Annotated in this window: 12 protein-coding genes; 10 read left to right on the top strand and 2 right to left on the bottom strand. The window is 64.0% G+C overall.

Translation table 11 applies throughout. The features are described 5' to 3' along the window. Positions 1-10 precede the first annotated feature (10 nt). Positions 11-616 (bottom strand): transcriptional regulator BetI, encoded by a 606-nt coding sequence (gene betI, locus HV770_RS29635; protein ID WP_175165097.1) that lies wholly within the window; start codon positions 614-616, stop codon positions 11-13. A gap of 246 nt (positions 617-862) precedes the next feature. Here betI and fdhA point away from each other — a divergent pair, with 246 nt between their 5' ends. After that, positions 863-2,062 (top strand): formaldehyde dehydrogenase, glutathione-independent, encoded by a 1,200-nt coding sequence (gene fdhA / locus HV770_RS29630; protein ID WP_175165096.1) that lies wholly within the window; start codon positions 863-865, stop codon positions 2,060-2,062. Positions 2,063-2,199: 137 nt separating this feature from the next. Here fdhA and HV770_RS29625 read toward each other — a convergent pair whose 3' ends face one another. Then, positions 2,200-3,195: a GlxA family transcriptional regulator gene (locus HV770_RS29625; protein ID WP_175165095.1), complete on the bottom strand. Its 996-nt coding sequence runs from the start codon at positions 3,193-3,195 to the stop codon at positions 2,200-2,202. 459 nt (positions 3,196-3,654) lie between these two features. On the opposite strand from HV770_RS29625, the gene HV770_RS29620 reads away from it, so the two are divergent. The 9 genes from HV770_RS29620 to HV770_RS29580 all read left to right on the top strand — a co-directional run bounded on the left by HV770_RS29620 (position 3,655) and on the right by HV770_RS29580 (position 15,189). After that, positions 3,655-4,929 carry a serine hydroxymethyltransferase gene (locus HV770_RS29620; RefSeq protein WP_175165094.1) on the top strand — a complete coding sequence of 425 codons (1,275 nt, stop codon included), beginning with the start codon at positions 3,655-3,657 and terminating at the stop codon, positions 4,927-4,929. An 18-nt stretch (positions 4,930-4,947) separates the two neighbouring features. Then, positions 4,948-5,919, top strand: a complete 972-nt coding sequence (locus HV770_RS29615; RefSeq protein ID WP_121322095.1) for a dipeptidase — start codon at positions 4,948-4,950, stop codon at positions 5,917-5,919. A gap of 44 nt (positions 5,920-5,963) precedes the next feature. Then, the gene (locus tag HV770_RS29610; protein ID WP_175165093.1) at positions 5,964-6,500 is read left to right on the top strand and encodes a DUF5943 domain-containing protein; all 537 of its coding nucleotides are present in this window, start codon (positions 5,964-5,966) and stop codon (positions 6,498-6,500) included. Between the two features lie 76 nt (positions 6,501-6,576). Further along, positions 6,577-8,640 (top strand): NADH:flavin oxidoreductase, encoded by a 2,064-nt coding sequence (locus HV770_RS29605; protein WP_175165092.1) that lies wholly within the window; start codon positions 6,577-6,579, stop codon positions 8,638-8,640. Between the two features lie 2 nt (positions 8,641-8,642). Beyond that, positions 8,643-10,556, top strand: a complete 1,914-nt coding sequence (locus tag HV770_RS29600) for a (Fe-S)-binding protein (RefSeq protein WP_175165091.1) — start codon at positions 8,643-8,645, stop codon at positions 10,554-10,556. Between the two features lie 4 nt (positions 10,557-10,560). Further along, complete coding sequence (locus tag HV770_RS29595) at positions 10,561-11,730, top strand: electron transfer flavoprotein subunit alpha/FixB family protein (RefSeq protein ID WP_175165090.1); 1,170 nt, start codon at positions 10,561-10,563, stop codon at positions 11,728-11,730. Continuing rightward, entirely contained in the window at positions 11,727-12,521 is a 795-nt protein-coding gene (locus HV770_RS29590; protein WP_175165089.1) for an electron transfer flavoprotein subunit beta/FixA family protein, read from the top strand. Before HV770_RS29595 ends, HV770_RS29590 begins: the two co-directional genes overlap by 4 nt. 73 nt (positions 12,522-12,594) lie before the next feature. Beyond that, positions 12,595-13,908, top strand: coding sequence for an aromatic ring-hydroxylating oxygenase subunit alpha (locus tag HV770_RS29585; RefSeq protein WP_175165088.1), 1,314 nt, complete (start codon positions 12,595-12,597; stop codon positions 13,906-13,908). A gap of 33 nt (positions 13,909-13,941) precedes the next feature. After that, positions 13,942-15,189 (top strand): FAD-binding oxidoreductase, encoded by a 1,248-nt coding sequence (locus tag HV770_RS29580; protein ID WP_175165087.1) that lies wholly within the window; start codon positions 13,942-13,944, stop codon positions 15,187-15,189. Positions 15,190-15,276 lie beyond the last annotated feature (87 nt).

Raw genomic sequence — 15,276 nt, 5'->3', positions numbered from 1 at the left:
CGTGCTCCTTTCAGGAAATGCCGCCGGCCTGATTGCGCGCCGTCAGCATCAGGTCGATATAGTCGTTCGCGACGCGTAGCGCCGCCCTGGTGTCGAATGGTTCGCCCGACAGCGCGCCGCGCAGCCACAAGCCGTCGATCAGCGCCGCGAGGCCGCTCGCCGCACGGCGCGCCGCCGCGCGCGGCAGCGCCTTCGAAAAATCTGCGCACAGATTCGAGTTCAGGCGGCGCGTGTTCACGTATTGCAGCCGCCGCAGCTGCGGCTTGTGCATGCTCTCGGACCAGAACGCGAGCCACGTTTTCATGACCGGGCCGCTGGTTTGCGCGGCGTCGAAATTCGCGGCGACCACCGCGCGCAGTTTCGCGCGCGGGTCCGCCTTCGCCGCCCGCCGACGGCTCGCGGTGGCCTGCCACAAATCGCGCAGCACGTGACGCATGGTGGCTTCGAGCAGACCGTCCTTGTCGCCGAAATAGTGGCTGACGATGCCCGTGGAAATGCTCGCGCGTTGTGCGACCGAGGCGACCGTCGCGCCCGCGAGGCCGCTCTGGTCGATCGTGAGCAGGGTGGCGTCGATGAGCTGCGCGCGGCGGATTTCGCGCATTCCGAGTTTGGGCATGGTGCTGGAGGTGGGAGCGCACCCAGGTGCGAGCTGCCCGCATGGAGTCGATGGCGCATGATAAGTTTATTTATATTGAACGGTCAATCAATAAAAACTGACGTTCCTCCGCTTGTCGGTTCCAGCCAAACCTGTGTCGCGTCAGATACATGTGCTCGATGCCGGTGCACGCTACGCTCGTTGAACGGCGTGCCGCGCTGACAACCCGCACTCGGTCACGCCGCTCACAAGACATGGAGACGGACAATGAGCAGCAATCGCGGCGTCGTGTATCTCGGGCAGGGCAAGGTGCAAGTGCAGTCGATCGACTATCCGAAGATGGTCGATCCACGCGGGCGGTCGATCGGCCACGGCGTGATTCTGAAAGTGGTGAGCACGAATATTTGCGGCTCCGATCAGCACATGGTGCGAGGCCGCACGACCGCCGAAGTCGGCCTCGTGCTGGGCCACGAGATTACCGGCGAGGTGATCGAGGTAGGCCGCGACGTCGAAACGCTCAGAATCGGCGACCTCGTGTCCGTACCGTTCAACGTTGCGTGCGGACGCTGCCCGACCTGCAAGGCGCAGCACACCGGCGTGTGCCTGAACGTGAACCCGTCGCGGGCGGGCGGCGCGTATGGTTACGTGGACATGGGCGGCTGGATCGGCGGCCAGGCCGAGTACGTGATGGTGCCGTACGCGGACTTCAATCTGCTGAAGTTTCCCGACCGCGCGCAGGCGATGTCGAAAATCCGCGACCTCACGTGTCTGTCCGACATTCTGCCGACCGGCTATCACGGCGCGGTGATGGCGGGCGTGAAACCCGGCGCGACGGTGTATATCGCGGGCGCGGGGCCGGTGGGCATGGCCGCGGCGGCGTCAGCGAGATTGCTGGGCGCGGCCTGCACGATCGTCGGCGATATGAACGAGGCGCGTCTAGCGCATGCGCGCAAGATGGGCTTTCAGACCATTGATCTTTCGAAGGACGCGACGCTCGGCGAACAGATCGAGCAGATACTCGGCAAGCCCGAAGTGGATTGCGCGGTGGACTGCGTCGGCTTCGAGGCGCACGGCCACGGCAGCAGCGGCGCGCACGAGGAGGCGCCGGCCACGGTACTCAATTCGCTGATGGAAATCACGCGCGCGGCGGGCGCGATCGGCATTCCGGGCCTGTATGTGACCGACGACCCGGGTGCCGCCGATGCGGCCGCCCGCAAAGGCAGCCTGAGCATCCGTTTCGGGCTCGGCTGGGCCAAGTCGCATTCGTTCCACACCGGGCAAACGCCGGTGATGAAGTACAACCACAATCTGATGCAGGCGATCTTGTGGGACCGTTTGCCGATTGCGGATATCGTCAACGTGACGGTGGTGTCGCTCGACGAAGCGCCCGATGGTTACCGGCAATTCGATGGCGGTGCGCCGAGGAAGTTCGTGATCGACCCGCATGGGTTGTTGAAGGCTGCTTGAGGGTACGCTCGAGCGTGCCCTGAAGCACGATCACGACAAACGCGCTGAGCGGCTTCCCGTTCAGCGCGTTTGTTTTTGCGGTGATGAATGGCGCTGATGCAAAGTGAAGTCGATTATGCGTAGCGCCACCAGATGCTTCAGGCGGCCATCACCGGCACCGCGGCCAGCGAAGGCGCCTGCTTGCGCCGCTCGCGCGTCGGCGCCGTGCCGAACGCATCGCGATAGCTCTTCGAGAAGTGGCAGGCGGACTGGAAGCCGCAAGCCATCGTGATATGCATGATCGACATATCCGTTTGCAGCAGCAGCTCGCGCGCGCGCCGCAAACGCAGCGTCAGATAGTAATGGGTGGGCGTCATCCCGAGATGCTCGCGAAATAGCCGCTGCAATTGCCGTTGCGACATGCCCGCAAGACGCGCGAGTTCTTCGCGCGACAGCGGCTCTTCGATGTTGTTCTCCATCAGCGAGATCACTTCGAACAGCGACTTGTTGGCCGAGCCGAGCCGCGCGACCAGCGGCATCTTCTGTTGCGCGCTGGTGTCGCGCACATGTTCGACGATGAACTGCTCGGCGATCTGCGTGACGCGTGCGGTGCCCACACGCGGCGCGATCAGGTTCAGCATCATGTCGAGCGGCGCGACGCCGCCCGTGCAGGTGACGCGATCGCGATCGATGACGAATAGCTCTTTCAGAAAGCGCGTATCGGGAAACTCCTCCTTCAGTGCCGACATGTTCTCCCAATGAATCGCGCATGCATAACCGGCCAGCAAGCCGGCACGCGCGAGCGCATAAGTGCCGGTGCACAGGCTGCCAAGCACGCTGCCCATGCGCGCGAAGCGGCGCAAGGCGGACAGGTGAGCGGGCGTGGTGGCGCGCTGCACGTCGATGCCGCCGACCACGAACACGATATCCGGCTGGCCGACGCATTCCACCGGCCCGGTGTCGACCGACAGACCGTTGCTCGCGCTAACCGGCCCGCCTTCCGGGCTCACGATCGACCAGCGGTAAAGCGTCTGTCCCGTCAGGTAGTTCGCCATGCGCAGCACTTCGATCGCGTTGGTGAACGCGATCATGGTGAAGTTGGGAACTGGCATGAATGCGAAGTGCGACAACGACGCCGTGCGATCGGTGGACATGGGAGGAGTGAATCCTTCGAATCTATGTAATGTCGCGTCGCCGTGGGGGGAGCGGCGGCTCATGCAATTTTGAGTACGAGTGCAACTACCGTGCCATCAGGCTAAACCCTTGGTTGGCATCAGGAAAGCTCGGATAGCTAAACAAATGGGCACTACAACGGCGCCGTTATCGACGCCGTTGCACTCGAACGGCGCACGACGATCAACCGCAGTGCAGCAAAAGGCCCCGCTTTTCTTAAGCGCTTGCCGGGCGACTTTGCCGGGAAGTGACGGGCTTTTCGCGGCGCGCGCACGCCGACTTGTGGAAAAAGGACGCGCATGGCGGAAAAGGCAAAGAACGCGTCTGAATTCGTAAATTGGCGCGTTGCCCGAGCGTCAAGAATAGACGCAATGCAGACCGGTGGCGGCAATGCGCAAGCGCCGCTTCCGGCCCTCCGTCAACGACCCCACGGACCTTTCATGTCGAACCCGAATCCTTTTTTCGAAGACTCGCTGGCCACGCGCGATAGGGCGGTGCGCGGCGCCTTACTGAAAGAACTCGAGCGTCAGCAGTCGCAAGTCGAACTGATCGCGTCGGAAAACATCGTGTCGCGCGCGGTCCTCGAAGCGCAAGGCTCGGTGCTGACCAACAAGTATGCGGAAGGGTATCCGGGCAAGCGCTACTACGGCGGTTGCGAATACGCAGACGTGATCGAGACACTGGCGCTCGATCGCATCAAGCAGTTGTTCGACGCGAAGTATGCCAACGTGCAGCCGCATTCGGGCGCGCAGGCGAACGGCGCCGTGATGCTGGCGTTGACGAGGCCGGGCGACACGGTGCTCGGCATGTCGCTCGACGCGGGCGGCCATCTGACCCACGGCGCGAAGCCGGCACTCTCGGGCAAGTGGTTCAACGCGGTGCAATACGGCGTGAATCGCGACACGATGCTGATCGATTACGAGCAGATCGAGGAACTCGCGCAACAGCACAAGCCCACCTTGCTGATCGCCGGCTTTTCCGCTTATCCGCGTGCGCTGGATTTCGCGCGGCTGCGTGCGATTGCCGACGGCGCCGGCGCGAAGCTGATGGTCGATATGGCGCATATCGCCGGTGTGATCGCGGCGGGGCGTCACGCGAACCCGGTCGACCATGCGCATGTGGTCACCTCGACCACGCACAAGACCTTGCGCGGTCCGCGCGGCGGCTTTGTGCTGACGAATGACGAGGAGATCGCGAAGAAGATCAACTCGGCGGTGTTTCCCGGCTTGCAGGGCGGCCCGCTGATGCACGTGATCGCCGGCAAGGCGGTCGCGTTCGGCGAGGCGCTGGAGCCCGGCTTCAAGACTTATATCGACCACGTGCTCGCGAATGCGCAAGCGCTCGGCGACGTGCTGAAGGCGGGCGGCGTCGATCTGGTCACGGGCGGCACCGATAACCATCTGCTGCTGGTCGATCTGCGGCCCAAGGGACTCAAAGGCAATCAGGTCGAACAGGCGCTGGAGCGCGCGGGCATCACCTGCAACAAGAACGGCATCCCATTCGACACCGAGAAGCCGACGGTCACGTCAGGCATTCGCCTCGGCACGCCGGCGGGTACCACGCGCGGCTTCGGCGTGAGCGAGTTTCGCGACATCGGGCGGCTGATCGTCGACGTGCTCGATGCGCTGCGCGAGCACCCCGAAGGCGACGCCGCCACCGAACAACGCGTGCGCCGCGAGATTTTCGCGCTGTGCGAGCGCTTCCCCATTTACTGAGAACGCCTGGAGCAAACGATGAGCACTTTGCACGAGAACAGCATCATCATCGACGGTCTGAACATTTCGAAGTTCGAGCGCTCGGTGTTCGAGGACATGAGAAAAGGCGGCGTGACCGCGGTGAACTGCACGGTATCGGTCTGGGAGAGCTTCCAGAAGACCGTCGACAACATCGCCGAGATGAAGCAGCAGATTCGCGAGTACGGCGAGATTCTCACGCTCGTGCGCACCACGGACGACATCTTGCGCGCGAAGAAAGAAAACAAGACCGGCATCATCTTCGGCTTCCAGAACGCGCATGCGTTCGAGGACAACCTCGGCTATATCGAAGCGTTCAAGGATCTCGGCGTGAACGTGGTGCAGCTTTGCTACAACACACAGAACCTCGTGGGCACCGGTTGCTACGAGCGCGATGGCGGCCTGTCCGGTTATGGACGCGAAGTGATCCAGGAGATGAACCGCGTCGGCATCATGGTCGATCTCTCGCATGTGGGCGGCAAGACGTCGTCCGAAGCGATTGCCGCATCGAACCGCCCGGTATGTTATTCGCATTGCTGTCCATCGGGGCTCAAGGAGCATCCGCGCAACAAGAGCGACGAGCAGCTGAAAGAGATCGCCGATGCGGGCGGTTTCGTCGGCGTGACGATGTTCGCGCCGTTTCTCAAGCGCGGCCCGGATGCGACCGTCGACGACTATATCGAGGCGATCGACTACGTGGTGAACCTGATCGGCGAAGACCAGGTGGGCATCGGCACGGACTTCACGCAGGGCTATAGCACCGAGTTCTTCGACTGGATCACGCACGACAAGGGTCGTTATCGCCAGTTGACGAATTTCGGCAAGGTCGTGAATCCCGAAGGCATTCGCACGATCGGCGAATTTCCAAATCTGACCGCGGCGATGGAGCGCGCAGGGTGGAGCGAGACGCGCATCAAGAAGATCATGGGCGAAAACTGGGTGCGGGTGTTCGGCCAGGTCTGGAAGGTCTGAGCCGGTCTGCCAAGCCATCGTCTACCTATAAGCGGAGCCCCCACATGCAACCCCAACTGCCTATCGACGTCGACGCGAACACCGGCGTCTGGACCACCGACGCGCTGCCGATGCTCTACGTGCCGCGCCACTTCTTCACGAACAACCACACCGCCGTCGAGGAAGCGCTCGGCCTCGACACCTACGCGGAGATTCTCTACAAAGCGGGCTACAAGTCGGCCTATTTCTGGTGCGACAAGGAAGCCAAACAGCACGGCATCAGCGGCATGGCGGTATTCGAGCATTACCTGAAACGTCTGTCGCAGCGCGGCTGGGGCATCTTCACGATTACCGAGGCCGATCCGTCGAGCTCGCGTGCGCGCATCGAATTGCATCACTCGTCGTTCGTGCTTGCGCAGCCGGAGAAGGTCGGCAAGCTCTGCTACATGTTCGCCGGCTGGTTCGCGGGCGCGATGGACTGGGTCAACGACAGCGCGCCCGATGCTGCGCGCAAGGGCCCGCCCTCGTATTCGAAAGAAGCGCGCTGCGCGGCGCAAGGGCACCCGCACTGTGTGTTCGAAGTGTCGCCGCTGAAGTCCTGAACGCAGCGCACGGCAGTACACAGCAACAGCAGCACGGTAAAGCGCAACAAGCCTATCCATTCCGAGGTCGATCGCGATGCGTTACCCGAACCTTTTCAAGCCTCTCATGCTGAACAAGCTGACCTTGCGCAACCGCATCGTCAGCACCGCGCACGCGGAGGTCTATGCGGAACCGGGCGGCCTGCCCGGCGACCGTTATATCCGCTACTACGAAGAGAAGGCGAAGGGCGGCGTCGGGCTCGCCGTGTGCGGCGGGTCGAGCCCGGTGTCGATCGACAGCCCGCAAGGCTGGTGGAAGTCGGTGAATCTGTCGACCGACAGGATCATCGATCCGCTCGCACGGCTCGCCGAAGCGATGCACACGCACGGCGCGAAAATCATGATTCAGGCCACCCACATGGGACGCCGCTCGGCGTTTCACGGCGAGCACTGGCCGCATCTGATGTCGCCTTCGGGCGTGCGCGAGCCGGTGCATCGCGGCAACGCGAAGATCATCGAAGTGGAGGAGATTCGCCGCATCATCGACGATTTCGCGGCGGCGGCGAAACGCGTCAAGGATGCGGGCATGGACGGCGTCGAAATTTCGGCGGCGCACCAGCATCTGATCGATCAGTTCTGGAGCCCGCGCACCAATTTTCGCACCGACGAATGGGGCGGCTCGCTCGAAAACCGCCTGCGTTTCGGCACCGAGGTGCTGAAGGCGGTGCGTGCGGCGGTGGGCGCGGACTTCTGCGTCGGGCTGCGCATGTGCGGCGACGAGTTCCATGAAGACGGGCTCGATCACGAACAACTGAAGGAAATCGCTCAGGCGATGAGCGAAACCGGCCTGATCGATTACCTCGGCGTGATCGGCTCCGGCGCGGACACGCACAACACGCTCGCCAACTGCATGCCGCCGATGGCGCTGCCGCCCGAGCCGTTCGTGCATCTCGCGGCCGGCATCAAATCGGTCGTGAAGGTGCCGGTGATGCACGCGCAGAGCATTCGCGACGCGGGCCAGGCCGAGCGGCTGCTGGCAAGCGGCATGGTCGATCTGGTCGGCATGACGCGCGCGCAGATCGCCGATCCGCATATGGTCATCAAGATTCGCGATGGCCGCGAGGACGAAATCAAGCAATGCGTCGGCGCGAACTATTGCATCGACCGCCAGTACAACGGCCTCGACGTGCTGTGCGTGCAGAACGCCGCAACCTCGCGTGAAGCGACCATGCCGCACGTGATCGCGAAGACGCGCGGCCCGAAACGCAAGGTCGTCGTGGTCGGCGCGGGGCCGGCGGGGCTCGAAGCGGCACGCGTCGCCAAGTCGCGCGGCCATGACGTGGTGCTGTTCGAGAAGAACGATTACGTGGGCGGCCAGATCATGCTGGCCGCGAAAGCGCCGCAGCGCGAGCAGATGGCGGGCATCGTGCGCTGGTTCGACATGGAGACGAAGCGCCTCGGCGTCGACCGGCGTCTCGGTGTCGCAGCCGACGAGAAAACCATCATGGCCGAGAAGCCGGACATCGTCGTGCTCGCGACGGGTGGCTCCGCGTTCACGTCGCAAGTGGCGGCGTGGGGTGTCGACCAAGGCCTCGCGGTCAGTTCGTGGGACGTGCTCTCAGGCAAGGTGGAACCGGGCAGGAACGTGCTCGTGTACGACGGCGTCAGCACCCATGCCGGGGCGGGCGTCGCCGATTTCATGTCGAGCCGTGGCTCGCACGTCGAGATCGTGACGCCGGACGTGAAGGTCGCCGACGATGTCGGCGGCACCACGTTCCCGATCTTCTACCGGCGTCTCTATGCCCAGGGCGTGATTCATACGCCGAACTACTGGCTCGACAAGGTCTACGAGGAGGACGGCAAGAAGATCGCCGTGATCCGCAACGAGTACACCGAGGAGCAGGAAGAGCGCGCGGTCGATCAGGTGGTGATCGAAAACGGCAGCACGCCGAATGACCGGCTTTACTGGGCGCTCAAGCCGGAGTCGGTGAACCGCGGGCAGGTCGACGTGCACAAGCTGTTCGCGTCCGAGCCGCAGCCATCGCTTAGCGAAGAACTTGGGCATGGCCGCTTCCTGCTGTTCCGTGTGGGCGACTGCATTTCGATGCACAACATTCACGGCGCGATTTACGACGCACTGCGCCTTTGCAAGGATTTCTGACGATGAGCCCCGTGTTTGTCATCACCGTCCTGCTGTGGCTGTCGGTCGCGGGCCTCGCGTTTGCGCTCGCCAAACGCGCGGCGTACTGGCGCGAAGGCCGCGCGAGCGCAGCCGGCGCTTATGGCTGGTTCAACCTGCTGGCGATTCCCAAACGTTACTTCGTCGATCTGCATCATGTGGTGGCGCGCGATCCGTATATCGCGAGGACGCATGTGGCCACCGCGGGCGGAGCGATTGTCGCGATGGCGCTGGTATTCGTCAACTACGGTCTTGCGATCTACTCGCCGTGGCTCGACAAACTGATCTTCGTCGCCGCGCTCCTGATGCTGGTCGGCGCGGTATTCGTCTGGCGCCGCCGGCATGGCGCGAAGGCGGTGCCCGCGCGGCTCTCGCGCGGAGCGTGGGATCAGCTGCCGCTGCTGCTCGGCTCGTTCGCGCTCGGGCTGGCACTCTTCATCGCGTTGCCGGCGGCGGCCATGTCCGGCGCGCTGGCGGTGCTCGTCGCGCTGCTGATCGCGGCGGGCGCCTTCACGATGACGTTCGGCGCGGCGCGCGGCGGCCCCATGAAGCATGCGCTTGCCGGTCTGCTGCACCTCGCGTTTCATCCGCGTCAGGAGCGCTTTGCCGAGCGCAATGACAACGACGTCGTGCCGCCCACTGCACTGAAAGTGCCGCTGCTTGATGCGAAGGAGTACGGCGTGGGCAAGCCGGTCGAATTCCGCTGGAACCAGTTGCTCGGTTTCGATGCGTGCGTGCAATGCGGCAAGTGTGAGGCGGCCTGTCCCGCGTTCGCTGCGGGCCAGCCGCTCAATCCGAAGAAGCTGATTCAGGACTTGGTGACGGGCATGGTCGGTGGCACCGATGCCGACTACGCGGGCAGCCCGACGCCCGGCATCGCGATCGGCAAGCATGCCGGTGCGCCCACGAAGCCGTTGATTTCGAGCCTGATCGAAGCGGACACGCTGTGGTCCTGCACGACCTGCCGGGCCTGCGTCCAGGAGTGCCCGATGCTGATCGAGCACGTCGATGCGATCGTCGATATGCGGCGCAATCAGACGCTGGTCGAAGGCATGGTGCCGGGCAAGGGGCCGCTCACGCTCGCGAATCTGCGTGAGACCGGCAGCGCGAACGGCTACGACATCGGCGCGCGTTACGACTGGGCGGTCGATCTGCAAGTGCAGGTCGCGCAGCCGGGGCGTCGTGTGGACGTTCTGCTGATTGCCGGCGAAGGTGCGTTTGACATGCGTTATCAGCGCACGCTGCGCGCCTTGGTCAAGGTGCTGAACCGCGCGGGCATCGACTACGCGGTGCTGGGCGGCGTCGAAACCGATACCGGCGACACGGCCCGGCGTCTTGGCGACGAAGCGACGTTCCAGCAGCTCGCGCACAAGCTGATCGGCACGCTTGCGCGGTATTCGTTCGGCAGGATCGTCACCGCCGATCCGCACGTGCTGCATAGCTTGCGCAACGAATATCGCGCGCTGGGCGGCTTCTATGAAGTGCAGCACCACACCGCGCTGATTGACGAACTGGTTGCGAGCGGCAAGCTCTCGCTGCAGGCGGTCGCCGCGTACGCGCAGCGCAAGATCACCTATCACGACCCGTGCTATCTGGGCCGCTATAACGGTGAAACCGAAGCGCCGCGCCGGTTGTTGAAGAACATCGGCATCAAGGTCGTGGAGATGGAGCGTCACGGCATGCGCGGACGCTGCTGCGGCGGCGGCGGTGGCGCGCCGTTGACCGACATTCCGGGTAAGCGGCGTATTCCCGACATCCGCATCGACGACGCGCGTGCCACCGGCGCGGAGATTGTCGCGGTGGGCTGCCCGAATTGCACGGCGATGCTCGAAGGGGTGGTGGGGCCGCGTCCGGAAGTGCTGGACGTCGCCGAACTGGTTGCTGCGGCGCTGGAGTAACGCGATGAACTCGCTCAAACGAATCGATCCGCGCCGCCCGTTCACGGTGACGGCGCAAGGACTCAAACGCATCACGCTCGGCGTCACCGGTGTGGCGGGCGTGACGGAATTCAACGTGCCTCTCGCGGCGCATGGCGAACAGCCGAAGCCGCGCCGCACCACGGCCGCGCCGCAACGCGTGCTGCTGGTGGCCGCGCACGCCGATCGCGGCGCGCTCGACGATCACGCGCGCCAGACTTTGGCCGGCGCGGCATTGATCGCCGATGCGAGCACCGAAGTCGTGCTGCTCGTTTTCGGCGAATTCACGGACGACGCCGCCGCGCTCGGCGCCGACAAATTAATCGTGTTGCCGATGTTCGAGCGCCGCACGTTCGCGCCGCTCGACGAATTGAACGCACTGGCCGCGTGCGTCGCGGCTTATGCACCGGTGCATATTTTCCTGCCCGACAACGCGACCGGCGACGGCGATCTCGGCCGTCGCTATGCGGCAGCCGCGAACGCGAGCGTCGCCACGCACGTCGTCGAGATCGATGCGGCGCACGTGGCCGCCTATATCCATGCGAATACGGCGCTTGCCGCACGCGCATTGCCCGACGTCGTGCTCCTCGCGCCGAATGCGGTCGAGCCGAAGCTGCCATTCATCGGGGCGGGCGAGCGGATCGTGTGGCGTTTCGACAATGACACTGTGGCGTCGAAAGGGGTCGTGCGCGATCTCGGCGTCGAGGAAATCGACGCGGCGCAACTGGCGCTCGAAGAAGCGGATTTCATCGTGTCGGCGGGCAACGGCGTAAGCGACGTGCCCGCGTTCGAACGGCTGGCCGCCACGTTGGGCGCGGCGATCGGCGCAAGCCGCGTCGCCGTGGACGACGGCAAGTTCACCCGGGACAAGCAGATTGGCGCGACCGGCAAGACCGTCGAAGCGAGCGTCTATATTGCGTTCGGCATTTCCGGCGCCGTGCAGCATCTGCAGGGCATCAAGGATTGCCGGCACGTCATTGCCGTGAATCTCGACGCCAGCGCGCCGATCGCTAAGCGCGCGAATCTGACGGTGATCGCGGATGCCCGCGAAACCATCGCGGCGCTCAATGAAGCGGCGGCCGCGGCACGTAGCGCGCGGGGCACGGGTGCCGCCTTGCTCAATTCGACTGCTGTCGCTGAAGGAGTGCTCGCATGAAGATCGCCGTGCTGGTTTCGGTGGGCCGCCATCCGGTCAGCGGCACCGCGCGCTATAGCCGCAACGACGCGGCCGCGCTGAGCATCGCGCTATCGCTCGCCAAAGCGCACGGCGCGAAGCTCGACGTGCTGCACGCCGGCGATCCGTCCAGCCCTGCGTTGCGCGAGTATCTGGCGCTCGGCGCACGCTCGGTCGAGGTACTCGAAACTGCCGCCGCGCAAGCGCAAGCGCGGGCAGACGAGGCGACGCTGCTCGCCGCGCGCCTGCAAGGCTACGACCTCGTGTTGACCGGCACACGCGCGGAAGGCGCGTTCGATAGCGGCATGCTGCCGTATCGCGTTGCGCACGCATTGGGGATGCCGCTCGTCGGCGCCGCCGTCGACCTGAGCGTGCGCGACGCTTGCGCGCAAGTCAGGCAATACATGCCGAAGGGTTTGCGCCGGCGCGTCGAAGTCCGACTGCCGGCGCTGATCGCGGTGCATCCGCTCGCCAATGCCACGCCGACTTACGCGTATGCACGGCTGCGCGAAGGCTCGATCGACCGGAGCGTGCCGCGAGCCGCAGCAGATGCGCATGCCGGCAATTCCGACGACCTCGCCTGGACCATCCGTTGCGCTACCGCCAAACCGGTGCGCCTCGCCGCCGCCGAAAAGCGCTCGGGCCATGCCCGCATGCTCTCGGCGACGACGACCGAAAGCCGCGGCGGCAGCGTCGTAATTGAAGGGAGTTCCGTCGAAAAAGCACAAGTGATCCTCGCGTATTTGCGCGAGCATCAACTTGTGGATTACTGAATTCCGGTTCGGGCCAGCATGCGTCCAGGAGGGCCTGGCGCGGCGCCAGACGTGACATGCAACGGAGCACACAATGAAAGTTTCGGCAGACGTTCGCGCGATGATCGAACGCCGCAAGAGGAATTACACGCTGGAAGCGCCGTTCTATACGAGCGAAGCCATCTTCGCACTCGACATGGACGCGATTTTCCGCCAGCACTGGATTCAGGTCGCGGTCGAACCCGACGTGCCGGAACCGGGCGATTACATCACCGTGGAGATCGGCCACGATTCGATTCTGATCGTGCGCGACGACGACATGCAGGTGCGCGCGTTTCACAACGTGTGCCGCCATCGCGGCGCGCGTCTGTGCAATCAGGACAAAGGCTCGCTCGGCAACATCGTGTGTCCGTATCACAGCTGGACGTACAGCCTGAACGGCGAACTGATGTTTGCCGAACACATGGGCGAGCAGTTCGACCGCTGCAAGCATAGCCTGAAGGCGGTGCACGTCGAGAATCTCGCAGGGCTGATCTTCGTTTGCCTCGCCGAGCGGCCGCCCGCGGATTTCGCCGTGATGCGCGCCGCGATGGAGCCGTATTTGCGGCCGCACGATCTGGCCGGCTGCAAGATCGCCGCGCAGATCGACATCGTCGAAGAGGGCAACTGGAAGCTCACGATGGAGAATAATCGCGAGTGCTATCACTGCGTCGCGAATCATCCGGAACTGACGATTTCGCTGTACGAATACGGCTTCGGTTATCAGCGTACGCCGGCCAACGAAGAAGGCATGGCCGCCTTCGATGAAACCGTGGCACGCCGCACCGCGCAATGGGAGGCCATGCAGTTGCCGTCGGCGGAGATCGAGCGGCTGGCGGATCTGGTCACGGGCTTTCGCACGCAACGCTTGCCGCTCGATCGCGACGGCGAATCGCAAACGCTCGACGCAAAAATCGCATCGAAGAAGCTGCTTGGCGGTTTCGAGCAGGCCGATCTGGGTGGCCTGTCGTTCTGGACGCAGCCGAATTCGTGGCATCACTTCATGAGCGACCACATCGTCACGTTCTCGGTGATTCCGCTATCCGCCGGCAAAACGCTGGTGCGCACCAAGTGGCTCGTACACAAGGACGCGCGCGAAGGCATCGACTACGACGCCGACAACCTGACCGCGGTCTGGCGTGCGACCAACGATCAGGACCGCGCGCTAGTCGAGTACTCGCAGCGCGGCGCAACCAGCAGCGCGTATGAACCGGGGCCGTATTCGCCGTTCACCGAAGGCCTCGTCGAGAAGTTCTGCGAGTGGTACATCGGCCGTCTCGCGGCTTACGGCGACGCCCCGCAAACCGATGACGCCGGTGCCGCCGCGCCGGCTTCGCACGGCGAAAAAGTCGTGTCCTTCATGCGCTGAGCGCGACACCGCAACCAGGAGCGGGAGAAAACCATGATGCGCGATCAGGCGACGTTTCAGCCCGGCACCGAGCCGCCCATTCCCCGCGCCGCGAGCCGTGTCACGCAGCCGCGCTTCTGGGAAGCACTGCCTGCGCGCTGGAATAGCGATGCCGACGATACGCTGGTGTGCTGCCAGGTGCGCGACGAAACGCACGACGTGAAGAGCTTTTTCTTCCGCGCGCCGTCCGAGCGGGCATTCGTGTTCGAGCCGGGCCAGTTCTTGACGCTGGAGTTGGAGATCGACGGCGAAGCAATCAATCGCTGCTATACGATCTCGTCGCCGCCGACCCGGCCGCATACGATTTCGATCACGGTCAAGCGGGTGCCGGGCGGCAAGGTGTCGAACTGGCTGCACGACAATCTACAGGCGGGCATGGAGGTTCGCGTGCTGGGGCCGTCCGGCGAGTTCACCTGCGCGCGCCATCCGGCGCGCAAGTTCCTGTTTCTGTCGGCAGGGTCGGGCATTACGCCGCTGATGTCGATGAGCCGCGCCCATCACGAGCTCGGCGAGGATAGCGACATCGTGTTCGTGCATAGCGCCCGCACGCCGGACGACATCATCTTCGCGCGCGAACTCGATCTGATCGCGTCGAATCAGGCGCATTTCCGTACCGCGTTCGTATGCGAGCGCGTCGGCGCACGCACGAACTGGCCAGGTGTGACCGGTTTTCTGACGTTGCCGCTGCTCAAGCTGATTGCACCGGACTTTATGGAGCGTGAGATTTTCACGTGCGGGCCCGCGCCGTATATGCAGGCGGTGCGCACGCTGCTGGACGAGGGCGGTTTCGATCGCAGCCACTATCACGAGGAAAGTTTCTCGTTCGAAACGGTGGGCGAAGTCGCGGCGCAGTTGACTACCGCGCATGTCGCGGATGCGTTGCAGCATGCAGGCGCGTCTGATATGGCGGAGTATTTTGTCGAAGCGCGTGCCGACGCTGCCGGCTTCGAGCCGGCCCCCGCGCCGCTCGAAACGGAAACGCGCTTCAAGGTGAGCTTTGCCAAAAGCCGTCGTGAGATCGAATGCGGCGGTGGTCAGCACGTACTCGATGCGGCGAAGAAGGCGGGCGTGCGGCTGCCTGCGTCGTGCACGCAAGGCATGTGCGGCACTTGCAAGGTCAAGCTCGTATCCGGTGAAGTTGCGATGAAACACGCGGGCGGGATTCGTCAGCGCGAAATCGATCAGGGCATGGTGCTGCTGTGCTGCAGCAAACCACTCACCGATCTCGTCGTCGATAAGTAGGACGAGAAATGCACGCGCAAACGCGCTCGAAGTCGCATGCGGACAACTGCATGTCGCAAAACAACGCTACCCGGCAATTCTGGCTGG

The sequence above is a fragment of the Paraburkholderia fynbosensis genome (genome assembly GCF_902859935.1).
Taxonomy (GTDB): domain Bacteria; phylum Pseudomonadota; class Gammaproteobacteria; order Burkholderiales; family Burkholderiaceae; genus Paraburkholderia; species Paraburkholderia fynbosensis.
Note: the sequence above shows the minus strand (reverse complement) of the source record. Positions and strands in the feature narration are given on the sequence as shown.